General features: G+C 73.0%; 19 protein-coding genes. 14 read left to right on the forward strand and 5 right to left on the reverse strand.

Annotation, left to right across the window (positions count from 1 at the left end):
* The first annotated feature begins 32 nt into the window (after positions 1-32).
* Positions 33-1,874: an IucA/IucC family protein gene (locus ABFY03_RS27675; protein WP_386723580.1), complete on the forward strand. Its 1,842-nt coding sequence runs from the start codon at positions 33-35 to the stop codon at positions 1,872-1,874.
* A 50-nt stretch (positions 1,875-1,924) separates the two neighbouring features.
* Positions 1,925-3,898, forward strand: coding sequence for an ATP-dependent DNA helicase (locus tag ABFY03_RS27680; RefSeq protein ID WP_319008779.1), 1,974 nt, complete (start codon positions 1,925-1,927; stop codon positions 3,896-3,898).
* 135 nt (positions 3,899-4,033) lie between these two features.
* Here ABFY03_RS27680 and lexA read toward each other — a convergent pair whose 3' ends face one another.
* A complete protein-coding gene (gene lexA, locus ABFY03_RS27685) occupies positions 4,034-4,822 on the reverse strand; it encodes a transcriptional repressor LexA (protein WP_031010805.1) in 789 nt (262 codons plus the stop codon).
* A 434-nt stretch (positions 4,823-5,256) separates the two neighbouring features.
* Between lexA and nrdR the strand changes: the two genes are divergently transcribed.
* Both nrdR and ABFY03_RS27695 read left to right on the forward strand, forming a co-directional pair.
* Positions 5,257-5,763 (forward strand): transcriptional regulator NrdR, encoded by a 507-nt coding sequence (gene nrdR / locus ABFY03_RS27690; RefSeq protein ID WP_319008780.1) that lies wholly within the window; start codon positions 5,257-5,259, stop codon positions 5,761-5,763.
* Between the two features lie 174 nt (positions 5,764-5,937).
* Entirely contained in the window at positions 5,938-8,835 is a 2,898-nt protein-coding gene (locus ABFY03_RS27695; RefSeq protein WP_319008781.1) for a vitamin B12-dependent ribonucleotide reductase, read from the forward strand.
* A gap of 97 nt (positions 8,836-8,932) precedes the next feature.
* On the opposite strand, the gene ABFY03_RS27700 is transcribed toward ABFY03_RS27695, so the two are convergent.
* The gene (locus ABFY03_RS27700; RefSeq protein ID WP_346171059.1) at positions 8,933-9,463 is read right to left on the reverse strand and encodes a TerD family protein; all 531 of its coding nucleotides are present in this window, start codon (positions 9,461-9,463) and stop codon (positions 8,933-8,935) included.
* Between the two features lie 241 nt (positions 9,464-9,704).
* On the opposite strand from ABFY03_RS27700, the gene ABFY03_RS27705 reads away from it, so the two are divergent.
* The 3 genes from ABFY03_RS27705 to ABFY03_RS27715 all read left to right on the forward strand — a co-directional run bounded on the left by ABFY03_RS27705 (position 9,705) and on the right by ABFY03_RS27715 (position 12,025).
* The gene (locus tag ABFY03_RS27705; RefSeq protein ID WP_319008783.1) at positions 9,705-10,310 is read left to right on the forward strand and encodes a YdbC family protein; all 606 of its coding nucleotides are present in this window, start codon (positions 9,705-9,707) and stop codon (positions 10,308-10,310) included.
* A gap of 128 nt (positions 10,311-10,438) precedes the next feature.
* Positions 10,439-11,098, forward strand: a complete 660-nt coding sequence (locus ABFY03_RS27710) for a histidine phosphatase family protein (RefSeq protein ID WP_319008784.1) — start codon at positions 10,439-10,441, stop codon at positions 11,096-11,098.
* 12 nt (positions 11,099-11,110) lie between these two features.
* The gene (locus ABFY03_RS27715; RefSeq protein WP_346171060.1) at positions 11,111-12,025 is read left to right on the forward strand and encodes an ADP-ribosylglycohydrolase family protein; all 915 of its coding nucleotides are present in this window, start codon (positions 11,111-11,113) and stop codon (positions 12,023-12,025) included.
* Positions 12,026-12,084: 59 nt separating this feature from the next.
* Here the strand turns inward: ABFY03_RS27715 and ABFY03_RS27720 are convergent, their stop codons facing one another.
* Positions 12,085-13,638, reverse strand: a complete 1,554-nt coding sequence (locus ABFY03_RS27720; protein WP_346171061.1) for an MFS transporter — start codon at positions 13,636-13,638, stop codon at positions 12,085-12,087.
* Positions 13,639-13,771: 133 nt separating this feature from the next.
* On the opposite strand from ABFY03_RS27720, the gene ABFY03_RS27725 reads away from it, so the two are divergent.
* From ABFY03_RS27725 to ABFY03_RS27735, 3 genes are all read left to right on the forward strand, one after another.
* Positions 13,772-14,398 carry a TetR/AcrR family transcriptional regulator gene (locus ABFY03_RS27725; protein WP_346172316.1) on the forward strand — a complete coding sequence of 209 codons (627 nt, stop codon included), beginning with the start codon at positions 13,772-13,774 and terminating at the stop codon, positions 14,396-14,398.
* Positions 14,399-14,482: 84 nt separating this feature from the next.
* On the forward strand, positions 14,483-15,190 hold the full coding sequence (locus ABFY03_RS27730; RefSeq protein WP_319008787.1) for a ribonuclease HII: 708 nt from the start codon (positions 14,483-14,485) through the stop codon (positions 15,188-15,190).
* 106 nt (positions 15,191-15,296) lie between these two features.
* On the forward strand, positions 15,297-15,923 hold the full coding sequence (locus ABFY03_RS27735) for a hypothetical protein (protein WP_346171062.1): 627 nt from the start codon (positions 15,297-15,299) through the stop codon (positions 15,921-15,923).
* Between the two features lie 51 nt (positions 15,924-15,974).
* Here ABFY03_RS27735 and ABFY03_RS27740 read toward each other — a convergent pair whose 3' ends face one another.
* Together ABFY03_RS27740 and ABFY03_RS27745 are read right to left on the reverse strand one after the other, a co-directional pair.
* Positions 15,975-16,601, reverse strand: coding sequence for a hypothetical protein (locus tag ABFY03_RS27740; protein ID WP_319008789.1), 627 nt, complete (start codon positions 16,599-16,601; stop codon positions 15,975-15,977).
* A gap of 228 nt (positions 16,602-16,829) precedes the next feature.
* Entirely contained in the window at positions 16,830-19,013 is a 2,184-nt protein-coding gene (locus ABFY03_RS27745) for a RecQ family ATP-dependent DNA helicase (RefSeq protein WP_346171063.1), read from the reverse strand.
* A gap of 141 nt (positions 19,014-19,154) precedes the next feature.
* Here ABFY03_RS27745 and ABFY03_RS27750 point away from each other — a divergent pair, with 141 nt between their 5' ends.
* The 4 genes from ABFY03_RS27750 (at position 19,155) to ABFY03_RS27765 (ending at position 25,456) form a co-directional block, all read left to right on the forward strand.
* Positions 19,155-20,552, forward strand: coding sequence for a DUF4192 domain-containing protein (locus ABFY03_RS27750; RefSeq protein ID WP_346171064.1), 1,398 nt, complete (start codon positions 19,155-19,157; stop codon positions 20,550-20,552).
* Between the two features lie 115 nt (positions 20,553-20,667).
* Positions 20,668-22,716, forward strand: coding sequence for a glycogen debranching N-terminal domain-containing protein (locus ABFY03_RS27755; RefSeq protein WP_346171065.1), 2,049 nt, complete (start codon positions 20,668-20,670; stop codon positions 22,714-22,716).
* A 108-nt stretch (positions 22,717-22,824) separates the two neighbouring features.
* Positions 22,825-23,589, forward strand: coding sequence for an NUDIX hydrolase (locus ABFY03_RS27760; protein ID WP_031010844.1), 765 nt, complete (start codon positions 22,825-22,827; stop codon positions 23,587-23,589).
* A gap of 124 nt (positions 23,590-23,713) precedes the next feature.
* Positions 23,714-25,456 carry an ATP-binding cassette domain-containing protein gene (locus ABFY03_RS27765; protein ID WP_346171066.1) on the forward strand — a complete coding sequence of 581 codons (1,743 nt, stop codon included), beginning with the start codon at positions 23,714-23,716 and terminating at the stop codon, positions 25,454-25,456.
* The last annotated feature ends 80 nt before the right edge of the window (positions 25,457-25,536 follow it).

The following is a 25,536-nucleotide window of genomic DNA, read 5'->3' on the forward strand; positions in this document are numbered from 1 at the left end:
CCCACAGCGGTTCCCGATTTCGAGGAGTCTTTGTGACGACGTCCCCAGCACCCCACGACTCCGCACGACCCGCGGCGACCTCCGGACCCGCGGCACCCCCCGCACCCGCCCCCGAACTGCTCGCGCCCCCCGAGCTCAACCCCGCCGCCTGGGCCCGTGCCGCCGCCGGCACCTTCGCCAAGGCCCTCGGCGAGTTCGCCTACGAGGAGATCCTCGAACCCGTCCCCGCCGACGGCGACGCCCCGGACCGGTACGTCCTCACCCTCGACGACGGCGCCGAGCTCGCCTTCACCGCCCGCCGCGGCGCCTACGGCGGCTGGCGCGTCGCACCCGACACGATCACCCTGGACGACCGGCCGCTGACCGACCCCTTCGCCTTCCTCGTCCGCGCCCGCCGCCTCCTCGGACTCGACGGCGCCACCCTCGGGCACCTCATCCGCGAACTCTCCGCCACCCTCGCCGCCGAGGCCCGCCTCGTCCACACCGCCCTGACCGCGGACCGCCTCGCCGACCTCCCGTACGCCGAACTCGAAGGCCACCAGACCGGGCACCCCTGGCTCGTCCTCAACAAGGGCCGCATCGGCTTCTCCGCCGGCGACGCCGCCCGCTGGGCACCCGAGGCACGCCGCGCCACCCGCCTCCCGTGGATCGCGGTCAGCAACCGCCTCGCCGCCTACCGCGGCGTGACCGGACTCGACACCCCCGACCGCCTCTACGCCCGCGAACTCGACCCGCCCGTCCGGGACGCCTTCCGCGCCGAACTCACCGCCCGCGGCCTCGATCCCGACGCCTATCTGCTGCTCCCCGTCCACCCCTGGCAGTGGGACGAGATCCTCCTCCCGCTCTTCGCCCCCGCCATCGCCTCCGGAGCGATCGTCCCGCTCCCCGCCGACGACGACCTCCGCCTGCCGCAGCAGTCGATCCGTACCTTCCTCAACACCAGCCGCCCCGACCGGCACACCGTCAAGCTGCCGCTCTCCGTGCTCAACACCCTCGTCTGGCGCGGACTCCCCACCGAGCGCACCCTCGCCGCACCCGCCGTCACCGCCTGGGTGCACGGCCTGCGCGACGCCGACCCCTTCCTCCACCGGGAGTGCGGCGTGATCCTCCTCGGCGAGGTCGCCTCCGTCACCGTCGAGCACCCCCTCTACGACCGGCTGCCCGAAGTCCCGTACCAGTACAAGGAACTGCTCGGCGCGATCTGGCGCGAACCCCTGCGCCTGCCGCCCGGCGAGCGCGCCCGCACCCTCGCCTCGCTGCTGCACACCGACCCCGACGGCCGCGCCTTCGTCGCCGCGCTCGTCGAGCGCTCCGGACTGGCACCCGCCGCCTGGCTGCGGCGGCTCTTCGCCGCCCTGCTGCCGCCGCTGCTCCACTTCCTCTACCGCTACGGCACGGTCTTCTCCCCGCACGGGGAGAACGCGATCGTCGTCTACGACGAACAGGACGTCCCCGTCCGACTGGCGATCAAGGACTTCGTCGACGACGTCAACATCAGCGCCCACCCGCTCCCCGAACACGACGCGATGCCCGACGACGTCCGTGCCGTCCTCCTCACCGAGGAGCCCGGCTTCCTCACCCAGTTCATCCATTCGGGGCTCTTCGTCGGCGTCTTCCGCTACCTCGCCCCGCTGTGCGAGGAACAACTCGACGTCTCCGAAGCCGACTTCTGGGCGCTCGTCCGCGCCGAGATCCTCCGCCACCAGGAACGCTTCCCCGAGCTGAAGGACCGGTTCGAGCTCTTCGACCTGCTCACCCCCCGGATCGAACGGCTCTGCCTCAACCGCAACCGCCTGCACATGGACGGCTACCGGGACCGCTCCGACCGCCCCCACGCCGCCGTCCACGGCACCGTCCCCAACCCCCTGGCGTGATCGCCGTGCGTGCCCCCGCTGTCGGTGCCGCCCCGTAGGCTGGGAACGCTATGACGAAGCCATCCCTCCCCGACCTCCTCCACGCCGCCGTCGCCGCCGTCGGCGGCACCGAGAGGCCCGGCCAGGTCACCATGGCCGAGGCCGTGGCCGAGGCCATCGACGACAATTCCCACCTGCTCGTCCAGGCGGGCACCGGCACCGGAAAGTCGCTCGGCTACCTCGTGCCGGCGCTCGCGCACGGGGAGAGGGTGGTGGTGGCCACGGCCACGCTGGCGCTCCAGCGCCAGCTCGTCGAGCGCGACCTGCCGCGGACGGTCGACGCGCTCCACCCGCAGCTGCGCCGCCGCCCCCAGTTCGCCATGCTCAAGGGCCGGTCGAACTATCTGTGCCTGCACCGTCTCCACGAGGGGGTCCCGCAGGACGAGGAGGACGGCCTGTTCGACCCCTTCGAGGCGGCCGCGCCGACCAGCAAGCTCGGCCAGGACCTCCTCCGGCTGCGCGACTGGGCGGACGAGACGGAGACCGGCGATCGGGACGACCTGACGCCCGGCGTCTCCGACCGGGCCTGGGCCCAGGTCTCGGTCTCGTCCCGGGAGTGCCTCGGCGCGAGCAAGTGCGCCTACGGGGCGGAGTGCTTCGCCGAGGCGGCCCGCGAGCGCGCCAAGCTCGCCGACGTCGTCGTCACCAACCACGCCCTCCTCGCCATCGACGCGATCGAAGGCGCCCCGGTGCTGCCCCAGCACGAGGTGCTGATCGTCGACGAGGCCCACGAGCTGGTCTCCCGGGTCACCGGTGTCGCCACCGGTGAGCTCACCCCGGGGCAGGTGAACCGGGCGGTCCGCCGGGCCGCCAAGCTCGTGGACGAGAAGGTCGCGGACCAGCTCCAGACCGCCGCGGAGGGTTTCGAGCGGGTCATGGAGCTGGCGCTGCCGGGCCGCCTGGAGAAGCTCCCGGAGGACCTGGCGTACGCGCTGGCGGCGCTGCGGGACGCGGCCCGAGCCGTGATCACCGCGCTCGGGAACACCCGGGACCGGGCCGTGCAGGACGAGGACGCGGTGCGCAAGCAGGCGATGGCCTCGGTCGAGACCGTGCACGGAGTGGCGGAGCGGATCACCCAGGGCTCCGAGTACGACGTCGTCTGGTACGAGCGCCATGACCGCTTCGGCGCCTCGGTGCGGGTCGCGCCGCTCTCGGTCTCCGGGCTGCTCCGGGAGAAGCTCTTCACCGAGCGCTCCGTCGTCCTCGCCTCGGCCACGCTGAAGCTCGGCGGTGACTTCAACGGGGTGGGTGCCTCCCTGGGCCTCGCGCCCGAGGGCACCACGGGGGACGACCTGCCCGTCTGGAAGGGCATCGACGTCGGCTCGCCGTTCGACTATCCCAAGCAGGGGATCATGTACGTCGCCAAGCACCTGGCCAAGCCGGCCAGGGACGGCGACCGGGGCGACATGCTGGACGAGCTGACGGAGCTGATCCAGGCGGCCGGCGGGCGGACCCTCGGGCTGTTCTCCTCGATGCGGGCGGCCCAGCTGGCGGCGGAGGAGCTGCGGACCCGTATCCCCGAGTTCCCGATCCTGCTCCAGGGCGAGGACACCCTAGGGGAGCTGATCAAGAACTTCTCCGCCGACCCGAAGACCTGCCTGTTCGGCACCCTGTCGCTGTGGCAGGGCGTGGACGTGCCGGGGGCCAGCTGTCAGCTGGTCGTCATGGACAAGATTCCGTTCCCGCGCCCCGACGACCCGCTGATGAGCGCCCGGCAGAAGGCGGTCGAGGAGGCCGGGGGCAACGGCTTCATGGCGGTGGCGGCGACGCACGCGGCGCTGCTGATGGCCCAGGGCGCGGGCCGTCTGGTCCGGGCGACGGGCGACCGGGGCGTGGTGGCCGTACTGGACCAGCGGCTCGCCACCGCGCGGTACGGCAGCTATCTGAAGGCGTCCATGCCCGACTTCTGGTACACGACCGACCGCAACCAGGTGCGGAAGTCGCTGGCCGCGATCGACGCCGCCGCGAAGGCGGACGGCGCCTGAGGTCCAGGAGCGAGCGCACGCACCTCCGGCCCCGGCGGATGCCGGGGCCGGAGGTGAGCCAGGAGTGTGAGACGTACAGCGGGCCCCGGGACCGGCGCAGTGGTTCCCGGGGCCCGGTCGGAGCCGGCGAGGTGGTCAGACCCGCCGCAGAACGGCGACGACCTTGCCGAGGATCGTCGCCTCGTCACCGGGGATGGGCTGGTACGCGGCGTTGTGCGGCAGGAGCCAGACGTGCCCGTCCTCGCGCTTGAAGCGCTTGACCGTGGCCTCGCCGTCGAGCATGGCGGCGACGATGTCGCCGTTCTCCGCGACGGGCTGGCGGCGGACCGTGACCCAGTCGCCGTCACAGATGGCGGCCTCGATCATGGAGTCGCCGACGACCTTGAGGACGAAGAGCTCGCCGTCGCCGACGAGCTGCCGGGGGAGGGGGAAGACGTCCTCGACGGACTCCTCGGCCAGGATGGGGCCACCGGCCGCGATCCGGCCGACGAGGGGCACGTACGACGCGGCCGGCTTGCCGGTGGTGTCGGTCGGCTGGGTGCTCGGCTGGTCCGAACCGCGGACCTCGTACGCCCGGGGGCGGTGCGGGTCGCGGCGGAGGAATCCCTTGCGCTCCAGGGCCATCAGCTGGTGGGCCACGGACGACGTGCTGGACAGGCCCACCGCCTGGCCGATCTCGCGCATCGACGGCGGGTAGCCGCGCCGCTGGACCGAGTCGCGGATGACCTCGATGACCCGGCGCTGGCGGTCGGTGAGACCGGAGCTGTCGGCCCTGATGCCTGGCGGCCTGCCGGGGAGGGCTCGGGCGGGTCGCCCGGGCTCCTCGCCGTTCATGGCTGTGTCGTTCATCGCGTGCACCGGCTCGAGTCGGCCCTGGGAGCGGTCCTGGGCGGTGATGGTGGCGCTGTCTGCGGTGGTGGTCACGTCGTCGGCCCCTCTCGAATGGTCTCCCTGGCTGGCACAACGGTAGTAGCTTTCGAAAGGTTGCGCCAAACACACGTTCGAGTGAAAATCCGCAGATTGCCTTACGGGTGTGCGGGTGGGGGTGTATGGGAGTGGGTCCCCGGGGACCGGTCCCGCCCTTACGGTAGCCTTCGCCGCTGGGTTCCCGGGCCCCGGCGCGCCCTCCCAGTCTCCCATCCGTGGAGCACGGGCGCGGCTCCGGGGGGCCCGCGACACGCGGGGGCGTCGCAACGGCCCCAACCCAAGATCTAGTGGTTGGATGTCATCGGCCACCCAGGGATAGTGGTCCCCGGTCTGCCGGGGTGCCGTCCATCGCCTATGCTGGTGGTCGCTTCGAGGGCCCTGACGGGCCGCGCGAGGCTGTCAGTCGTGCCATGAGGAGAGGGTCGTAACCGATGCACTGCCCCTTCTGCAGGCACCCCGACAGCCGGGTCGTGGACAGCCGCACCACCGATGACGGGACGTCGATCCGACGCCGTCGCCAGTGCACCGACTGCGCCCGCCGTTTCACGACGGTGGAGACCTGTTCGCTCATGGTGGTCAAGCGCTCCGGCGTCACCGAGCCCTTCAGCCGTACCAAGGTCATCTCTGGCGTCCGCAAGGCGTGCCAGGGGCGACCGGTCACCGAGGACGCCCTCGCCAAGCTCGGCCAGCGGGTCGAGGAGGCGGTGCGCGCCACCGGAAGCGCCGAGCTGACCACGCACGACGTGGGCCTGGCCATCCTCGGGCCGCTGCAGGAGCTCGACCTCGTCGCGTACCTGCGCTTCGCCTCCGTCTACAAGGCGTTCGAGGGGCTCGAAGACTTCGAGGCCGCCATCGCGGAACTCCGCGTGCGGCCTCCCGCTGAGAACGGCGGGACCGGCGCCCCGGAGGTGCCCGTTCCCGCCGGTGCCGCCGACTGACGGCGATCCGGGCCCTCGTGGGCCCGGCCACCGGCCGTGGCACGGCCGTGAAGACCTGCCCCGGGCGACCTGTGCGGTGCCCGTGGGTCAAGCAGTACAGAACGTAGTACAGACGACGGTGCTCTGGGATTATCTGGGCGCCAAAGGGTGTTTTGCCCGTATATGGGAGGCGGCATGACAGAGACGGCGAGCGGCCCGGCACGTGGTTCCCGCACCAAGGGAGCCAAGGCGGCGAGCAAGGGCCTGCGGATCGAGCGCATCCACACCACCCCCGGCGTGCATCCGTACGACGAGGTGAACTGGGAGCGCCGTGACGTCGTCATGACCAACTGGCGCGACGGCTCGATCAACTTCGAGCAGCGCGGCGTCGAGTTCCCCGACTTCTGGTCGGTGAACGCGGTCAACATCGTCACCAGCAAGTACTTCCGCGGGGCCGTCGGCACCCCGCAGCGCGAGACCGGTCTCAAGCAGCTCATCGACCGCATCGTGAAGACCTACACGAAGGCCGGCGAGGACTACGGCTACTTCGCCTCGCCCGCCGACGCGGAGATCTTCGAGCACGAGCTCACCTACGCGCTGCTGCACCAGATCTTCAGCTTCAACTCGCCGGTCTGGTTCAACGTCGGCACGCCGCAGCCCCAGCAGGTCTCCGCCTGCTTCATCCTGTCCGTCGACGACTCCATGGAGTCGATCCTCGACTGGTACAAGGAAGAGGGCATGATCTTCAAGGGCGGCTCCGGCGCCGGCCTGAACCTCTCCCGCATCCGCTCCTCCAAGGAGCTGCTCTCCTCCGGCGGCAACGCCTCCGGCCCGGTCTCCTTCATGCGCGGCGCCGACGCCTCCGCAGGAACGATCAAGTCCGGTGGTGCCACCCGCCGCGCCGCCAAGATGGTCATCCTCGACGTCGACCACCCGGACATCGAGAACTTCATCGAGACCAAGGTCAAGGAGGAGGAGAAGATCCGCGCCCTCCGCGACGCGGGCTTCGACATGGACCTGGGCGGCGACGACATCACGTCCGTTCAGTACCAGAACGCCAACAACTCCGTCCGCGTGAACGACGAGTTCATGAAGGCCGTGGAGTCCGGCGGCAAGTTCGGACTGCGGGCCCGCATGACCGGCGAGGTCATCGAGGAGGTCGACGCCAAGGCGCTCTTCCGCAAGATGGCCGAGGCCGCGTGGGCCTGTGCCGACCCGGGCATCCAGTACGACGACACGATCAACCACTGGCACACCTGCCCCGAGTCCGGCCGCATCAACGGCTCGAACCCGTGCAGCGAGTACATGCACCTGGACAACACGTCCTGCAACCTCGCCTCGCTGAACCTGATGAAGTTCCTGAAGGACGACGGCAAGGGCAACCAGTCCTTCGACGTCGAGCGCTTCGCCAAGGTCGTCGAGCTCGTCATCACGGCGATGGACATCTCCATCTGCTTCGCCGACTTCCCGACCCAGAAGATCGGCGAGAACACCCGCGCCTTCCGCCAGCTCGGCATCGGCTACGCCAACCTCGGCGCCCTGCTGATGGCGACCGGCCACGCGTACGACTCCGAGGGCGGTCGCGCGCTCGCCGGCGCCATCACCTCCCTGATGACCGGCACCTCGTACAAGCGCTCCGCCGAGCTCGCCGCGGTCGTCGGCCCCTACGACGGCTACGCCCGCAACGCCGAGCCGCACCAGCGCGTCATGAAGCAGCACGCCGACGCCAACGACAAGGCCGTCCGCATGGACGACCTGGACTCGCCGATCTGGGCCGCCGCCACGGAGGCCTGGCAGGACGTGGTCCGCCTCGGCGCCAAGAACGGCTTCCGCAACGCCCAGGCGTCGGTCATCGCCCCGACCGGCACCATCGGTCTCGCGATGTCCTGCGACACCACCGGCCTCGAGCCCGACCTCGCACTGGTCAAGTTCAAGAAGCTGGTCGGCGGCGGCTCGATGCAGATCGTCAACGGCACCGTCCCGCAGGCCCTGCGCCGCCTGGGTTACCAGGAGGAGCAGATCGAGGCGATCGTCGCCCACATCGCCGAGCACGGCAACGTGATCGACGCCCCCGGCCTCAAGACCGAGCACTACGAGGTCTTCGACTGCGCCATGGGCGAGCGCTCCATCTCCGCGATGGGCCACGTCCGCATGATGGCCGCCATCCAGCCCTGGATCTCCGGCGCCCTCTCCAAGACCGTGAACCTGCCGGAGACGGCGACGGTCGAGGACGTCGAGGAGGTCTACTTCGAGGCGTGGAAGATGGGCGTCAAGGCGCTCGCCATCTACCGCGACAACTGCAAGGTCGGCCAGCCGCTCTCCGCCAAGAAGAAGGAGGACGAGAAGGCCGAGGTGACCGCGAAGACCGAGGCGACGATCCGCGAGGCCGTCGAGAAGGTCGTCGAGTACCGCCCGGTCCGCAAGCGCCTCCCGAAGGGCCGCCCGGGGATCACCACCTCCTTCACCGTCGGCGGCGCCGAGGGCTACATGACCGCCAACTCCTACCCGGACGACGGTCTCGGCGAGGTCTTCCTGAAGATGTCGAAGCAGGGCTCGACCCTCGCGGGCATGATGGACGCCTTCTCCATCGCCGTCTCCGTCGGTCTGCAGTACGGCGTGCCGCTGGAGACGTACGTCTCGAAGTTCACCAACATGCGCTTCGAGCCGGCCGGCATGACCGACGACCCGGACGTCCGGATGGCGCAGTCGATCGTCGACTACATCTTCCGCCGCCTGGCGCTGGACTTCCTGCCCTTCGAGACCCGCTCGGCCCTCGGCATCCACTCCGCCGAGGAGCGCCAGCGCCACCTGGAGACCGGCTCCTACGAGCCGTCCGAGGACGACGTCGACGTCGAGGGGCTGGCCCAGTCCGCCCCGGTCGCCACCGAGCTGAAGGCCGTCGCCGCGCCGGCCCCGGTCGCCAAGGCCGAGGTCCCGGCCCCGAAGCAGGCGCACACCTCGGCGGAGCTCGTCGAGATGCAGCTCGGCATCAGCGCCGACGCCCCGCTCTGCTTCTCCTGCGGTACGAAGATGCAGCGCGCCGGCTCCTGCTACATCTGCGAGGGCTGCGGCTCGACCAGCGGCTGCAGCTGACACGTCTGATCCGCGGCTGATGTGCCGCTGATCCGAAGGCCCGCGAAGGGGATCGACCGATGGTCGGTCCCCTTCGTCGTGCCGGGCGGGCGGAGGGTCAGGCGCGCGGCGTGCCCATGAGCGAACCGAAGGTCTGCGGGTCCGTGTCGAAGCCCCGCGGCAGCGGGTGGAGGGTCCAGCCCGCGGAGGCGTCGCGGACGAACTCCACGACGGTCGCCGCGGTGGCGTCGGACGCGGCGGTGAAGTCGTCCGTCAGGAGTTCCGTATAGCCCTGGCTGACGCGCACGGAGGCCTGGGCTATACGGCCGAACACCACGCGGCCGCCGCCCTGTTGTATCGCCACACCGACCACCACCCGGACGTACCGGTCGGCCAGCCGGTCCAGTTCGAGCGTCATCGCCTCGTCGTAGCCGAAGCCCTGTCCCGTACGGCTGTCGCGGTGGAGGGTGATCGTCCCGTCGGGGGAGCGGCTGCCGAAGTGGACGAGCTGGGCGGGCGCGCCGTGAGGGGCGTCGGCGGTGAAGACGGCCGCCACGAGATCCAGGTCGTGCGCCGGCTCGCCCGCCGGCGCCGGATCCCACCTGAGCGCCACCTCGACCTTGCCGACGCCCTTGTTGAGTCCGCTCACGGTGTCTCCCCTCTCCCCGTCTCCCCGCGAGGACCCCTCTCACCGGGTCCTTCTTCATGGTGTCACGCGGGTACGACAGTTGGGGCGGCGCGGGCCGCCGAGTGCGGCTCCCGGGCGGGGACGTGCCGGATCTCGACGCCCGACTGGCGGGAAACGGCGGGTGCTTGACGGGGGTTCACGCCGGTCCTCCGTCTGTGAGGACGGACTGCCGGGGCGCTCCTCCGACCCGTACGATGGCGCGGTGCTGGTCAAGTGGATTCGCTGCGCCGTCGTGGACCGTCGAGGCTTCGAGCGCGGGCAGCGGAAGTGGGCGGGGCTGCTCGGGGAGCCGGGCTTCCGTGGGCAGGGCGGCGGCTGGAGCCGGGCCCGTCCCGAGATCGCGCACGTCTTCTCCTTCTGGGAGAGCCGGGCCTTCTACGACTCGTTCATGGCCCGCTCGCACGACCGGCTGGCCGCGGCGCAGTCCGGCACGTACAAGGACGCCCAGGTCAGGCTGTTCGACCACCGCTTCGACGTGAAGACCGGTTTCGAGCCGAAGTTCTCCGACGCGGACGTGGCACGGGTGGCCCACTGCCGTGTCCACGAGGAGCGCGTGGAGCACTTCGCGCTGATGCAGGAGAAGGTGTGGAACCCGGCGATGGCGGGATCCCCGGGCATGCTGCGGGGGCTGTTCGGCGAGGCGCCCGGTCACGAGTTCCTGGTGCTCTCGCTCTGGAACTCCGTCGCGGAGCACGGCAAGTACCGCGAGGAACGGGTGGAGCGCCTCGGCCTGCGGGCCCAGACCGAGGCCGACGTGGCCGCCCTCTCGGGTGACGTGGTGCGGCTCGAGCCCGCCTGGACCGTCTGAGCGTGCAGCCCGCGCGACGCCTTCCGGCGGAGTGCGCGCGGTGCGGTCTCGGTGCGGGGATAGGCCGGATGGACTCCAGGGGCAGCCTCGGCTGAGCCGAACGGGGTGACGCCCTCTAGGGTCGGAGCATGGCACGACCGCGGCGCATCGTTCTCGTACGGCACGGAGAGTCCGAAGGCAATGTCGACGACACCGTCTACGAACGGGAGCCGGACCATGCCCTCCGGCTCACCGAGACCGGGCGGCGGCAGGCGGAGGCCACGGGGGAGCGGCTCCGGGAGCTCTTCGGCGACGAGGCGGTCAGTGTGTACGTGTCGCCCTACCGCCGCACGCACGAGACCCTGCACGCCTTCCGGCTGCCGCCCGGACGGGTCAGGGTCCGGGAGGAGCCGCGGCTGCGGGAGCAGGACTGGGGGAACTGGCAGGACCGGGAGGACGTCCGGCTCCAGAAGGTCTACCGGGACGCGTACGGCCACTTCTTCTACCGTTTCGCCCAGGGAGAGTCCGGAGCCGACGTCTACGACCGGGTCGGGGCCTTCCTGGAGAGCCTCTACCGCAGCTTCGAAGCCCCCGACCACCCGCCGAACGTCCTGCTGGTCACCCACGGTCTGACCATGCGGCTGTTCTGCATGAGGTGGTTTCACTGGAGTGTCGCGGAGTTCGAGTCGCTGTCGAATCCGGGCAACGCGGAGACCCGGATCCTGCTCCTCGGGGAGGACGGACGCTATCGGCTGGACCGCCCGTTCGAACGCTGGTGTACCCCGGAACCGTACGGCCCCACCGGATAGAGTGGCGCACCGATGACCGCTGACTCCTCATTCGACCGGCGCTTCGACCGCGCCCTCGCCAGTCTGCGCGGACTGGCCGTGGGGGACGCCCTGGGTTCCCAGTTCTTCGTCCCCGCGCACTACCCCCTCCTGAAGCGGCGCGAACTGCCGCCCGGCTCCTGGCAGTGGACCGACGACACGGAGATGGCCTGCTCCGTCCTCGCCGTTCTCGCCCGGCACGACCGCATCGACCAGGACGCCCTGGCCGCCTCCTTCGCGGAACACCACGACTTCGACCGGGGCTACGGGCCCGCCGTCAACCGGATGCTCCGGCTGATCCGGGAGGGCGGCGACTGGCGCGAGCTGTCCGCCGCGCTCTTCAACGGGCAGGGCTCCTGGGGCAACGGCGCCGCCATGCGTATCGCCCCGCTCGGTGCCTGGTACGCCGACGACCCCGAGCAGGCCACCCATCAGGCGGAGATCTCCGCCTACCCCACCCACCAGCACCGTGAGGCCGTCGTCGGTGCCATGGCGGTCGCCGCGGCGGCCGCCCTCGCGGCCGCGCCCACGGGTCCGCCCACTCCCGAGGCGCTGCTCGACGGGGTTATCGCGCTGGTGCCGCGCAGCGCGGTCGGGGCCGGGCTGCGCAGGGCCCGCGACATGCTGGACTACGGCGACGCCGGGACCGTCGCGGCGGTGCTCGGCAGCGGCCGGCGGACCAGCGCTCACGACACGGTGCCGTTCGCCCTCTGGTCGGCGGCCCGCGGGCTGGGCGACTTCGAGACGGTGTTCTGGACGACGGCGCAGGTCGGCGGGGACGTCGACACCACGTGCGCCATCGCCGGCGGCGTGGTGGCCTCCTCGGCGGCGGGCGCGCCCCCGGCCGACTGGCTGGAACGGACCGAGGACCTGCCCGCCTGGGTGCCGCGGGGCACGCCCCGGAGCTGAGCGCGACGGCGGCCCGGACCCCACGGGGTCCGGGCCGCCGCCGGTCGCCGATCCGGCCGTCAGGCGACGGGGCCCGCCGCCTCGGCCTTGCCGCTGAGCGCCTCCAGGTCGCTCCTGCGGACCCGGATCACCAGGACCGCGGTGAGCAGCGCGACCGCGACCATCGCCACGCCCGCGGTGAAGGCGGACGCGATGCCCGAGGTCAGCACCTCGTGGCCCCACGGCGCCGGGAGTTCCTTCGTGCGCAGGAAGTCGGCCCGCTGCTGGGGTGTCGCGGTGGCCAGGAAGTCCGCCACCTGTTTCTCGCCCTCGGTACGGCTCGCCGTGCCGAAGACCGTCACCAGGATGGACAGGCCCAGCGAGCCGCCCACCTGCTGTGTCGCGTTGAGCAGCCCGGACGCGGCGCCCGCCTCGCGCTGCGACACCCCAGAGACGGCCGTCAGCGTCAGGGTGACGAAGTTGAGGCCCATGCCGAAGCCGAAGAGGACCATCGGGCCGAGCACCCCGCCGGCGTAGCCGCTGTCCGCGTCGATGAAGGTCAGCCAGAGCAGGCCGAGGCCGGTGATCGTGGAACCGGTCACCATGAAGGGCTTCGGGCCGACGGTGGGCAGGAACCGCTGTGACAGCCCGGCGCCCGTCACGATGGCCACCGTGACCGGCAGGAACGCGAGGCCGGACGCGATGGGGGAGTACCCCAGCACGTCCTGCACCCACAGGACGATGAAGAAGAACATGCCGAACATGGCGGCCGCGAGGCTCAGCATGATCATGTACGTGCCGGAGCGGTTCCGGTCGGCGAACATCCGCAGCGGCGTGATCGGTTCCTTCGCGCGCGACTCGACCAGGGCGAAGGCGACGAGCAGGAGCGCAGCGGCGACGAACGAGCCGATCGTCAGCGAGTCCTTCCAGCCCTTCTCCGAGGCGCGGATGAAGCCGTAGACGAGGGCCGTCATGCCGAGGGTCGACGTCGCCGCCCCCGCGATGTCGAACCGGCCGGGGTGGCGTTCCGACTCCTTGATGTACCGGGGAGCGAGGAAGGCGATCAGCAGGCCGATGGGCACGTTGACGAAGAGCACCCAGCGCCAGTCCAGCCATTCGGTGAGCATGCCGCCGGCGAGCAGGCCGATCGCGCCGCCACCGGCCGAGACCGCGGAGAAGACGCCGAAGGCCCGGTTGCGTTCCGGGCCCTCGGGGAAGGTGGTGGTGATCAGGGCGAGCGAGGTCGGCGAGGCGATCGCGCCGCCCACGCCCTGCAGCGCCCGCGCGGCGAGCAGCTGCCACGGTTCCTGCGCGAAGCCGCCCAGCAGCGAGGCGAGGGTGAAGAGCAGGATGCCGGCCATGAAGACCCGGCGGCGGCCGAGGATGTCCCCGGCCCGTCCGCCGAGCAGCAGCAGACCGCCGAAGGTGAGCGTGTAGGCGCTGAGCACCCACGACAGGTCGGTGGTGGAGAAGGAGAGCGCGTCCTGGATGTGCGGGAGCGCGATGTTCACGATCGTGGCGTCGAGGACGACCATCAGCTGGCAGGCGGCGATGACCGTCAATGCGATTCCCGGCCGGCCCCCGGAGCCGGACAGGCCGTTCTCGGCCTGTGTCTCGACCGGAGTTGTTGTCACTATGGACCCCCCACGGAAGAATTAGTGAACGTGACCGTTCACTGTTCTTCACGGTAGTGAGTCCCCCGCAGTGAACGCAACCGTTCACTGCGTGCTGCCGGTGGATCGCCTCGGCCCCAACGGAGAGACCCTGATGATGACTTCGCGCTCCGCGGCCGCCGCTCGGCCGGACGGAGCGGCGCCGCGCAGACGTGGACCGGTGCTCGAACGCGCCATCCTGGAGGCCGCGCTCGACCAGCTGAGCAGCGTCGGATGGAACGGCCTGACCATGGAGCGTGTCGCGCTCGGTGCGCAGACGGGCAAAGCCGCGGTGTACCGCCGCTGGCCGTCCAAGGAAGATCTGGTCGCCGACGCCCTCCAGGCCGGACTGCCCCGGTTCGACGAGGCCCCCGACCTCGGCGACGTCCGCGAGGAGCTGTACGAGCTCTGCTGCCGCGTCCGCGACGTGATGAACTCGCGCCCCGGCCTCGCCCTGCGCGCGGTGCTTCACGAGTGCGACGAGGAGGCCGCCGTGCGCTTCCGCACCCTGATCGAGACGGGTGTCGTCGGACCGTCGAAACGGCTCTTCGCACAGGTTCTGGAGCGTGGTGTCGCGCGGGGAGAGGTGCGCCCCGGCGCCCTCGACGACCTCGTGCTCGACGTCATCCCCGCGCTGATGATGTACCGCTCCAAGGTGTGCGGCAGCGAATGGACCGATGCCGAGATGGCCGATGTCATCGACCGGATCATGGTTCCGCTGGTGCGCTCGACGCCGGCCTGACCGGCCCCGCGGCAGGGAGGCGGAGCGCTTGACGGGAATCCGGGTACCGCGTGCGGTACCCGGCGGCGTAACCTGTCAGGCGCCATGCCGTACGAACCCCCTACTCACACCGTCGAGCGGTCGATCCGAGCCACCACGGGCGCCAGGATCGTCGCCGGGGTCGACGAGGTCGGTCGCGGGGCGTGGGCCGGGCCCGTCACCGTGTGCGCGGCCGTCACCGGTCTGCGCCGTCCCCCCGAGGGACTGACCGACTCCAAGCTGATCGCCCCCAAGCGGCGCGCCGAGCTCGCCGCCGAGCTGGAGCGCTGGGTCACCGCCTACGCGCTCGGTGAGGCGTCCCCGCAGGAGATCGACGAACTCGGGATGACCGCGGCCCTGCGTCTCGCCGCCGTCCGCGCCCTCGACGGCCTCCCGGTCCGGCCGGACGCGGTGATCCTCGACGGCAAGCACGACTACCTCGGCAGCCCCTGGCAGGTCCGCACGGTGATCAAGGGCGACCAGTCCTGCATCGCCGTCGCCGCGGCCTCCGTGATCGCCAAGGTGCGGCGGGACGCCATGATGGCCCTGCTGGAGACCGGCCCCGACTGCGTGGGGTACGGCTTCGCGGCCAACGCGGGCTACCCTTCGCCCGTCCACAAGGCCGCGCTCGAGGAGCTGGGACCCACCCCGTACCACCGGCTCTCCTGGGCCTACCTGGACGCCATGCCCCGATGGCGCCACCTCAAGAAGGTCCGTCTCTCCGCGGAGGCGGCCGCTCTGGAGAGCGGGGGCCAACTCGGCTTCGACTTCTGATCTTCCGGCCGCGGGACCTCACCGAAGAGGCCCCGCAGGACCGGGGGCGCACGTGTGTGCCCACCCGACGGTGCCGTCCGAAACGGCATTTGATAGACATCCACCCATGCCTCTCCCTCCCGAGGAGCCTCAGATTCACGAGAGCGCCCAGGGTCCTAGCGCCACCGCGGCCGCCGGCCGCCCCGCGCCGACCCCACGTCCCGTACCCGGCCCGCGTTCGGCGGCCTCCCCGCGTCCCGGTCGACCGGGCCCCGGCCCGGCCCGCCCCGCCCCGCCGGCCCCGCGGCCCGTCCCGGGTCCGCCCGCGGCCAAGAACCGTGCGGAGAATCGTTCCGCCGACGGTGGCCCGCAGCTGCAGCTCATCCCGGCCCCGGCCGACGGCGCCCTCGACGCCGCCGAGGAGGCCCTCGACCTGCTCCTGGACAGCGGCCGGTCACCCGGCGACGTCCTGGTGCTCACCACCGGTGACCGTCACCCGTGGGCCGCGCACGAGCTGACCTTCGGCGAGTCCGCCTACTGGGCCCAGCAGGACTCCGCCGAGGACGTGTTCTTCGCGGACGCCGCCGCCGTGGACCGGGTCGCCGCCCGCCCCGTGGTGATCGTCGCCGTCAACGGCGGTGACGACGAGGCGGTCGCCCGCGCCCTTCCGGTCGCCCGGTCGCGAGCGGGTGCCCTGCTCGTGGTCTGCGGTGACCCGCAGCGCGTCACCGCGGTGCTCGGCGCCGGGGTCTGACCTGTCGCGTCTCCGCCGGACCGGCAGCGGCCCGGCGGAGCGGCGGACGGTTCAGCGCGCCGCGGCCCTGCGCAGGGGCTCGGCCGCTCCGCCCGCCGTCCTCGGCGCGAGGTGACCGAGCTCGTCGTTCGGCTCGCCGAGCGCGAGCGGAACGGAGTCCGAGCTCGGCCGACGGCCGCCCCGGCCCTCTCCGAAGACCTGCCAGCCGGCCTTGGTCAGGGTGATGTACGCGCCGCAGCGCAGTCCGTGGAGCGTGCAGGCGTCGCGGAGCCCCCACATCCAGGCTCCGTCCTCCTCCGTCCAGCGCTCGTCCCCGTCACGGCAGTAGACGAGCACCGCGGTCCGCACCGGGGTGCGGCGCCGGAGGTCGTGCGGCACCACTCGCCGCAGATGGGCGAGGAGGGCGTTCCGGAACTCCCATCCGTCGGCCGGGCCGGGCCGGCGGACGAACGAGGCGCTCGCGGTGAGCCGCTCCTCGTGGTCGAGCACCGCCACGACCGCGGTCGTGGGCAGGGGACGATGGCGGGAGTGCAGTCCGCTCACGACCTCACGCGGGCTCCGCAGCAAGGGAATTCCGGCCGCGGCCCAGTCGGCCGGCTCCAGCATCCGGGCGAGACGGCTCGCAGAGGCGGAGTTCGAGCCGAGCGAGGTGGTGGACGGAGCGAATCCGAGGGTCACGGTCCTCCCTTCGGATACGCGCCCGCGAGGCGGGCAAGGTCGGGTGAGGGCGCAGCACGGCACAGTCCTTCCGGACCGCTTCGAGCCGTGTGGGGCGGTTCCCCAATTCTGGCTTGGCCCGAGCGGGGGCGGCAACGAGCAATTGAGGCGGCTGACGGTAATGAACCGTTATGCCACTGATATCCCTGCCCAGTTACCCAGTATTCACTCGCAGTTTGCCGACCCTTCTCAGCCCTGGACGGCGAGCACCAACGGAAAGACTCCTTCCGCTCCGGAACGCAGCAGCAGCCGGGCGGCCACGGCGAGGGTCCAGCCGGTGTCGGACAGGTCGTCCACCAGGAGTACGGGACCGCCGGCCGCGGCCACTCGCTCGGCGACTCCGGGCGGAACCTCCAGGGCCCGGTGCAGCCCGATCACGCGCTGGGCGCTGTTGGTCCGGGACAGGTGCGCGTCCTCCGCCCCGGGCACGTACTCCACCGCTCCGAGCAGCGGCATCCGCCCGATCTCGGCGATCCGCGCGCCCAGCGAGCCGACCAGGGCCGGCCGCCGCCGCGAGGCCACGGTGACCACGCCCGCCGGCCGCGGCGGGACGTCGGAGCCGCCGGACGCCCAACCGCCGGGCCCCTTCGCCCAGTCGGCGAGCACCTGGACCACGGCCTGCACCACATCGTCGGGCACCGGTCCGTCCGGCGCGGACTCGGCCAGCAGCGGCCGGAGGCGGTTGCCCCAGCCGATGTCCGACAGCCGCCCGAGGGCGCGGCCGGCGAACGCCTGCTCGCCCGCCGGGATGCGGCCCTTCAGATCGACCCCCGCGGCGGCCAGCCCCGTCGGCCACATCCGGCGCGGCTCCACCTCCACGCCGGGACGGCCCAGTTCGCCCCGGGCCGCGTCCAGCGCCGCGTCCGTCACCTTCGGGTCGAACCGCGGGCCCGCGCAGTTGTCGCAGCGGCCGCAGGGCGCGGCCGCCTCGTCGTCCAGCCGGCGCCTCAGGAACTCCATCCGGCAGCCGGTCGTCGTGGCGTACTCGCGCATCGCCTGCTGCTCCGCCGAACGCTGCCGGGCCACCCAGGCGTACCGCTCGGTGTCGTACACCCACGGCTGTCCGGTGCTCTCCCAGCCGCCCTTGACGCGTCGTACGGCGCCGTCCACGTCCAGGACCTTGAGCATCGTCTCCAGCCGGGTCCGGCGCAGCTCGACCAGCGGCTCCAGGGCGGGCAGCGACATCGGCCGGCCCGCGCCGGCGAGCACGTCGAGGGTCCGGCGCACCAACTCCTCCGGGGGGAAGGCGACGGAGGCGAAGTACCGCCAGATCGCCTCGTCCTCCTTGCCCGGCAGCAGCAGCACCTCCGCGTGCTCCACGCCGCGCCCGGCACGGCCGACCTGCTGGTAGTACGCGATGGGGGAGGACGGCGAACCGAGGTGCACGACGAAGCCGAGGTCCGGCTTGTCGAAGCCCATGCCGAGCGCCGAGGTCGCCACCAGCGCCTTCACCCGGTTCGCCAGCAGGTCCTCCTCGGCCTGCTGGCGGTCCGCGTTCTCCGTGCGTCCCGTGTACGAGGCGACCGTGTGCCCGCACTGGCGGAGGTACGCCGTGACCTCCTCGGCCGCCGCGACGGTGAGCGTGTAGACGATGCCGGAGCCGGGCAGCTCGTGCAGGTGGTCGGCGAGCCATGCCAGGCGGTGGGCCGCGTCGGGCAGCGTGACCACGCCGAGGCTGAGCGACTCGCGGTCCAGCGGTCCGCGCAGGACCAGGGCGTCGGTGCCGGCGCCGGTGCCGAGCTGTTCGGCCACGTCCGCGGTCACCCGGGCGTTCGCGGTGGCGGTGGTGGCGAGCACCGGCACCCCGGCCGGAAGGTCGGCCAGCATGGTGCGCAGCCGTCGGTAGTCCGGGCGGAAGTCGTGTCCCCAGTCGGAGATGCAGTGGGCCTCGTCCACCACGAGCAGTCCCGTGGCGGCTGCCAGCCGCGGCAGGACCTGGTCACGGAAGTCCGGGTTGTTGAGCCGCTCGGGGGAGACGAGCAGGACGTCGACCTCGCCGGCGGTGATCTCCTCCTGGACGCTCTCCCACTCCTCCGTGTTCGACGAGTTGATCGTGCGCGCCCGGATGCCCGCCCGGGCCGCCGCGTCCACCTGGTTGCGCATGAGCGCGAGCAGCGGCGACACGATGACGGTGGGCCCGCTGCCGCGCTCGCGCAGCAGGGAGGTCGCCACGAAGTACACGGCGGACTTGCCCCAGCCGGTCCGCTGGACGACCAGCGCCCGGCGGTGATCGGCGACCAGCGCCTCGATGGCGCGCCACTGGTCCTCACGGAGTCTCGCCGTGCCGGTCGGGTCTCCGACGAGTCGGGCCAGTACGGCGTCGGCGGTGGCGCGGAGCGCGGCGCGGTCTTCCGGGAGGTCTGCGTGGGTCATGCGTCCCATGCAACCCGATGCCTCGGACATTCGGCGAACGAGCCGGCGATCTGTGGACAGTGCAAATCGGATGATCAGGTCGTATGAGTTAGTTATCCACAGGGGTTGTCGGAAATCGGAGATCACGAGACGGTCCTCGCCATGAACGCGAATCACCCCGAAATCAGCGCATCCACCCGAGGCCAGCAGATCACCCTGCGCAGCGCCGCCGAGCTCGCCGACGCCCTGCCGTTCGTGCTCGGCTTCCATCCGACCGACTCGGTCGTGCTCGTCGCCCTGCACGGCGAGAACGGACGCTTCGGCGGCCGGGTCAGGATCGGCATCCCCCGTGCACCCGGCGAGTGGGACTCCACCGCGGACAACCTCGCCGAATGCCTCGTCGAGACATCGGTCCAGCGGACCTCGCCACCCGACGGCATCGTCGGCTTCCTCTGCCAGGACCCAGGTCCCGGCGAGACCGCCGGCGAGGTCTACGAGCGGCTGCGGCCGTTCGCCCAGCGGCTCCGGACCGCCTGCGGAGCCCTCGACATCCCGGTCTACGAGGTGCTGTGCATCTCCGGCGGCCGCCACTTCTCGTACTGCTGCCCCGACGAGCGCTGCTGCCCGCCCGACGGCACCCCCCTCGCCCTCAGCGGCACCTCGGTCATGGCCGCCGCGGCGGCGTACGCCGGAATCCAGGTACGCGGCTCGCTGCGGGAGATGGAGGACCGGTTCAAGCCCACGGGCGGACCCGGGGAGGCGCAGCAGCGGTCCGCGCTCGACGCCGCCGCGGCCCGCGTCGTTCCCCTCGTCGTGGACGGGGCGGAGGAGCAGGGCAAGGCGCGGCTGCGGGAGACGACCCTGGCCCTCGCGGGCCGGCTCCTGGGCAGGTTCGCCGAACCGCCGCGCCGGATCGGGCCGGACGGCGTCCGCCGCGGCCAGGCCGCGCTCGACGCCGACGACGACGCCCGTGTCGAGCCCGCCGAAGCGGCCGCGGTCATCCTCGGCCTTCAGGACCGGATCACCCGCGACCGCCTCGCCGAATGGATGGAAGGACCCGAGGGCGTCGCCGCCGTGCGGCTCTGGCGGGTCCTCGCCCGGCGCTGCGTCGCCCCCTACCAGGAGTACGCCGCCGCCCCGCTGACCCTCGCCGGCTGGGCCGCCTGGTCCACCGGCGACGAACCCACCGCACGCGTCGCCCTCAACCTCGCCCTGGACGCGGATCCCGCGTACGTCTTCGCGCGGCTGCTGCACCAGGCCTGCAACGAGGGCCTCGAACCCGAGGCGCTGCGCTCCTGCCTGCGCGGCGAACGGGAGAACCGCATGGCGGCGGAGAAGACCGCCGCCACGCACGCCCCCCGTACCCGCACCCGCACCCGGACCCGGACCCGGGGGGCCCGCCCCGGCGGACCGCGGCCGGCGCTCCCGAAGGCGGGGACCGGCGTCGCCCGGCGGGGGCGCGCGACGCCGGGCTCGCGGCCCGCCGGACGCGCCTCCACCCGGCCGGGCGGCCCCGCCCCGCGACACGGCGGCCGGCGCGGCTCCAGGAGTGGCCGATGACGACCGTGACCCCGCACACCACCCGACCGTTCACCTCTGTGGCGGAGCCGGGCGAGCCGTGCCGCCGACACCCTGCCGGCCGTCCGGATCGCACAGAGAGCACGCCGCACCCCTCATGGTCCTCAGCCCTGTCCCGGCCCCCGGACGCACGGCGGAACACCCCACCGGGCACACCCCCGCGGCCGGCACCCCCGCCGCCCACGGGACCCGCCCCGGGGAGCTTCCCCCGGTCCACGACGCCCTTCTCTGCGTGGCCCTGCCCGCCTTCGCCGTCTCTCCCCGGCACGGCCAGCTCACCGGACACGGCCCCGGAGGCGTGTACGCCTCGGGGCGGCGGCTCCTCTCCCGCAGCGTCCTGCGGATCGCCGGACGCGAGCCCGTCCCCCTCCAGGGACGGCTCGCCGCCGCCGACCGGGCCGTGTTCGTCGGCGCCCTCCGCGTCCCGGGCGACACCGGCCCCGACCCGGCGGTCACCGTCGAGCGCACCCGGGGCGCCGACGGAACCGAGCGGATCACCCTCCGCAGCGCCGCTCCTCGCCCCGTCCGTCTCCCGGTGGAGCTCGCTCTGGGCACGGATCTCGCGGAGCTGGCAGCGGTCGCGTCCGGCAGGAGCCGCCCCGAGCTCAGGGCCAGCGTCCACGGCACCGGCCTGCGCTGGACCGCCCCCGACGGACGGTCCGTCGCGGTCACGGCCGACCCGGCGCCCATGGACGCCCTGGCGGCGGCCGGGGTCCTCCGCTGGGAAACCGATCTCGCCCCCGGTGCCGCGCTCACCCTCCACCTGCGACTCCACGCCGGGCGGGCCCCCGGGGCGGCCCCGCCCGGCGGCCGCCCCGGCGGCCACCTGCTCTCCGAGGCGCAGGCGGAAGGCGACGACCGCCGCGCCGGGGAACTGCTCCGCGCCTCCGTCGAGGACCTGCGCGCCCTCCTCCAGCGCGATCCCGCGCACCCCGCCGACGTCCATCTCGCGGCCGGCGTCCCGTGGCGCTGCGGGCCCGTCACCGCGGAGGCTCTCTGGGCGGCCCGCATGGCCCTGCCGCTCGGCACCCGGCTCGCCACCACCACGCTGCGCGCCCTCGGCCGCACCCAGCTCACCGCCGGAGCCGAGGCCGGCCGCATCCCCGGCCCGCTGCGGGACGCCGGTCCCCACCTCCCGCCCCGCTGCACCGGAGTCGAGGCCACCCTCGCCTTCCCCGTCGTCCTCGCCGAGGCGCGCCGGTGGGGTCTCCCCGCGGCCGACCTGGACGAGCTCCTTCCGGTGGCGGAGCGCTGCCTCGGCTGGCTGCGCCGCGGCCTCGACACCGACGGGCTCCTGCCGGACCCGGCTCCAGGCGGACCCTGGCGGGCCGAGACCCAGGCCCACGCCCACCGGGCCGCCCTGCTCGGAGCCGACCTCCTCGACGCCTGCGGGCGTCCCGGCGGGGACGACCTCAGGGCGGCGGCCCGGGCCCTCCGCGAGCGGTTCCGCAGCGCCTTCTGGCTCGACGATCTCTCCGGCGGCCGGCCCGCCGCCGTCCGGCCACCGGACGGGCGCGCCCTGCCGCAGCTCGGCGGATGGGCCGCCCACCTCCTCGACACCGGACTCCTCGGCGGAGGCCGGTACGCCCAGGGACTGCTCGACCGGGCGGAGACCGAACAGGTCGCGCGCCTGCTCGGCACCCCGGCGCTCGACTCGGGCTGGGGACTGCGCGGCCTCGGCGCCAAGGAACCGGGCCACAACCCGTTCGGACACCGGGCCGGAGCCGTCCGCGTCCACGAGACGGCCGTCGCCGTCACGGGACTGGCCGCCGCCGGATACGAGAAGGAGGCGGCCGCCCTGCTGCGGGGCCTCCTCGACGCCGCCGAACACTTCGGCCACCGGCTGCCCGAGATGTACGCGGGCGAGCAGCGCACCGCGGGCGCGCGCCCCGTGCCGCACCCGGCCGCCTGCCGGCCCGCCGCCGTCGCGGCCGCCGGAGCGGTCCACGCGCTCGCCGCCCTGGCCGGGATCCGGCCCGACGCCCCCGGCGGGAGCGTCGCCGTCCAGCCGATGCCCTCCGCGCCGCTGGGGGCGATCCGGTTCTCGGGGTTCGTGGTCGCCGGCGAACCCTTCGCCGTGCGGGTGAGCCGCCTCGGACTCGGTATGGTCGAGGAGGCCGCCGAGGGTCTGCAGCTGGGGGTGTGACGGATGCCGGGCACGGAGACGAGGAAGCCCTCGCGACCGGGTGACGAAGTCACGGACGGAGCGCACGCGGGGCGTGTTTATCGTCAGGAAGACGACTATGATCGCGGCATGTCTCCCTACGACCCGTCGGCCTTCCCGCCCTTCGCTGTCACCGTCGACCTGGTCGTCCTCACCGTGCGGAGCCACGCCCTGTGCACCCTGGTCGTCCGCAGGGGAGAAGCGCCCTTCCAGGGACGGTGGGCACTGCCCGGAGGCTTCGTCCGCGACGACGAGGACCTCGGTGCCGCCGCCGCCCGCGAGCTGGCCGAGGAGACCGGGCTGTGCGCCCACGACCCGTCGGCTCCGCAGCCCGTGCCCGACAACGGCGCGCACCTGGAACAGCTCGCCACCTACGGGGCGCCCGAGCGCGACCCGCGGATGCGGGTGGTGAGCGTCGCGCACCTCGCGCTCGCCCCCGACCTGCCCGCGCCCCGGCCCGGCGGGGACGCCCACAGCGCGCGCTGGGCACCCGTGGAGGAGCTGCTCGACCAGGCGCGGGCGGCGGGGAGCGACTCTCCGGACGCGCTCGCCTTCGACCACGCCCAGATCCTCTCCGACGGGGTCGAGCGGGCCCGCTCCAAGATCGAGTACTCCTCGCTCGCCACCGCGTTCTGTCCGCCCGAGTTCACCGTCGGCGAGCTGCGCCGGGTCTACGAAGCCGTCTGGGGCGTCTCGCTCGACCCGCGCAACTTCCACCGCAAGGTCACCGGCACCCCCGGCTTCCTCGTCCCGACCGGCGGGACCACCACCCGTCAGGGCGGGCGCCCCGCCCAGCTGTTCAGGGCCGGCGGCGCCACCCTGCTCAACCCGCCGATGCTGCGCCCCGAGGTCTGAGGGCCAAGAGGATCCGCCGCCCCCGAGGCGGCAACCCTGCGGCAAAAGTCCGAAATCTGGCGTTATCTTGCTGCGGTAGCGCCGCCCTGCCCGCGGAGCGGTGACACCTACCGCGAGAGAAGCGATGCTCCAGGCCATCGGACTGACCAGCACCCCCCGCCGCGACCGCCCGCCCGCCGTGGACGATCTGACCTTCGAGGCCCCGGCGGGAGCCGTGACCGCCCTCGTCGGCCCCCCGGGCTCCGGCAAGACGACCGCCCTGCGCCTGCTGCTCGAACTCGACCCGGGGCGTGGACTCACCTACTTCCGGGGCCGGCCGCTGCGCCGGATCGCCCAGCCCGCGCGCGAGGTCGGGGTGGTCCTCGGCGACGTGCCCGGACATCCCTCCCGTACCGTGCGCGGACAGCTGCGGATGCTCGCCGCCGGAGCGGGAGTTCCGGTAGCCCGGGCCGACGAGGTGATCCGCGCCGTGGGTCTCGGCGGGCTGGAGGGACGGCGGCTCGGCACCCTGCCGCGTGGAGCCGACCGCCGACTCGCCCTGGCCGCCGCCCTGCTGGGAGAACCGCACACGCTGATCCTCGACGATCCGGGGGCCGGACTGTCCCCGGCGGAGCGGATCCGGCTGCACGAACTGCTGCGCGCGCACGCGCGGGCGGGCGGCACCGTCCTCTACACGACCAGGGACCCCAAGGACGCGGCCCGCAACGCCGACCACGTCGTCACCGTCGACGCGGGCCGTCTGGTCGCCGCCCAGGACGCCGGCGACTTCGCGCGCACCCGGCTGCGGCCGAGGGTCGCCGTCCGCTCCCCGCAGGCGGCCCGCCTCGCCGCCGCCGTGACCCAGGAGGCCCGGTCGGCCCGGCGCCCGGTCGAGGTCGTCACGGAGGACGGCAACCTCCTTCTGGTCTACGGCGGCGACTGTGCCCAGGTGGGGGACATCGCGTTCCGGCACGGCGTACCGGTCCACAAGCTCGCGGACGAGACCGGCGACGCGGGCCCGGGCCCCGCCGCGGCGGGGCCGGAAGGGGTGCACGAGGCCGGCCGGGCGGTGGGCGCCGGCGCACCGGGACGGGCGTCGGCGGCACGGCGGCCGGTTCGCTCGCCGCTGCGGCCGCTCCGGTACGAGCTGCGCCGGATCCTCGGCGTACCGTCCACGGGCCTGGTGGTGGCGGGCGTCCTGGCGGTCTCGGCCGTGCTCGCCGTGCTGCTCGGCAGGGGCGGCGGCACCCCGCTCCCCGCCGTGCTGGCCGCCTGGCCCGACCTGCTGCCGCTGCCGCCCGCCGCGCTCGGTGCCGGGCTGCTCGGCGCCCTCTCCTTCGGTGAGGAGTACCGCTACCCCGCACTGGCGGCGGGGCGCGGAGCCGTGCCGCGCCGGCTCGCGCTGCTGCTCGCCAAGCTCGCCGTCGCCGCCCTCGGCGCGCTGCTCCTCGGCGCGCTGGTGGCGGCGGCCGATCTGGCGGCCCTCCGTCTCTGCTACGGGGCCGACTTGATCTCCGTACCCGACAACTGGGCTCCGATGGCGGCGAGTTGGCTGGGCCTCACGGTCGGTTGCGCGTGGGCGGGGGTGCTGGGGGCCGGAGTCTTCCGGGCGGCGGCGGCCGGGGTCGCCGCGGTCCTCTTCGTGCCGGTCGCGCTCGTGCCGCTGCTGGGGCAGGTGATGAGCGGCCCCGCGGTCCGGTCCGTCACCGGACTCCCGGGCCGGCTCGCCGAGTTCGCCGGGCCGCGGTGGGCGCCGTCCCTCGATCACTGGATCGCCGGCGCTCTGGAGGTGGTGGGGCAGCCCGCCGGTGTGGCTCTCGCGCTCACGTTGACGGTTCTGCTCTGCGCCTATGTGCTCACCGGCCTTCGTTCGCAGGCCCGTTGGTGATCACTTCCGGATCGATAGGTTCCGGATGGGCGGCAACTCCCTTGAAGAATGCCGTTTATGTCCGAATAATCGTCAATTGT

The organism is Streptomyces roseofulvus (assembly GCF_039534915.1).
GTDB lineage: Bacteria > Actinomycetota > Actinomycetes > Streptomycetales > Streptomycetaceae > Streptomyces > Streptomyces roseofulvus.

Excerpts from the sequence above, each read along its gene's own strand:
- ABFY03_RS27680 (WP_319008779.1), top strand. The coding sequence starts at position 1,925 with ATGACGAAGCCATCCCTCCCCGACCTCCTCCACGCCGCCGTCGCCGCC.
- nrdR (WP_319008780.1), top strand. The coding sequence starts at position 5,257 with ATGCACTGCCCCTTCTGCAGGCACCCCGACAGCCGGGTCGTGGACAGC.
- ABFY03_RS27695 (WP_319008781.1), top strand. The coding sequence starts at position 5,938 with ATGACAGAGACGGCGAGCGGCCCGGCACGTGGTTCCCGCACCAAGGGA.
- ABFY03_RS27710 (WP_319008784.1), top strand. The coding sequence starts at position 10,439 with ATGGCACGACCGCGGCGCATCGTTCTCGTACGGCACGGAGAGTCCGAA.
- ABFY03_RS27715 (WP_346171060.1), top strand. The coding sequence starts at position 11,111 with ATGACCGCTGACTCCTCATTCGACCGGCGCTTCGACCGCGCCCTCGCC.
- ABFY03_RS27725 (WP_346172316.1), top strand. The coding sequence starts at position 13,772 with ATGATGACTTCGCGCTCCGCGGCCGCCGCTCGGCCGGACGGAGCGGCG.
- ABFY03_RS27730 (WP_319008787.1), top strand. The coding sequence starts at position 14,483 with ATGCCGTACGAACCCCCTACTCACACCGTCGAGCGGTCGATCCGAGCC.
- ABFY03_RS27735 (WP_346171062.1), top strand. The coding sequence starts at position 15,297 with ATGCCTCTCCCTCCCGAGGAGCCTCAGATTCACGAGAGCGCCCAGGGT.
- ABFY03_RS27745 (WP_346171063.1), bottom strand. The coding sequence starts at position 19,013 with ATGACCCACGCAGACCTCCCGGAAGACCGCGCCGCGCTCCGCGCCACC.
- ABFY03_RS27750 (WP_346171064.1), top strand. The coding sequence starts at position 19,155 with ATGAACGCGAATCACCCCGAAATCAGCGCATCCACCCGAGGCCAGCAG.
- ABFY03_RS27755 (WP_346171065.1), top strand. The coding sequence starts at position 20,668 with ATGGTCCTCAGCCCTGTCCCGGCCCCCGGACGCACGGCGGAACACCCC.
- ABFY03_RS27760 (WP_031010844.1), top strand. The coding sequence starts at position 22,825 with ATGTCTCCCTACGACCCGTCGGCCTTCCCGCCCTTCGCTGTCACCGTC.
- ABFY03_RS27765 (WP_346171066.1), top strand. The coding sequence starts at position 23,714 with ATGCTCCAGGCCATCGGACTGACCAGCACCCCCCGCCGCGACCGCCCG.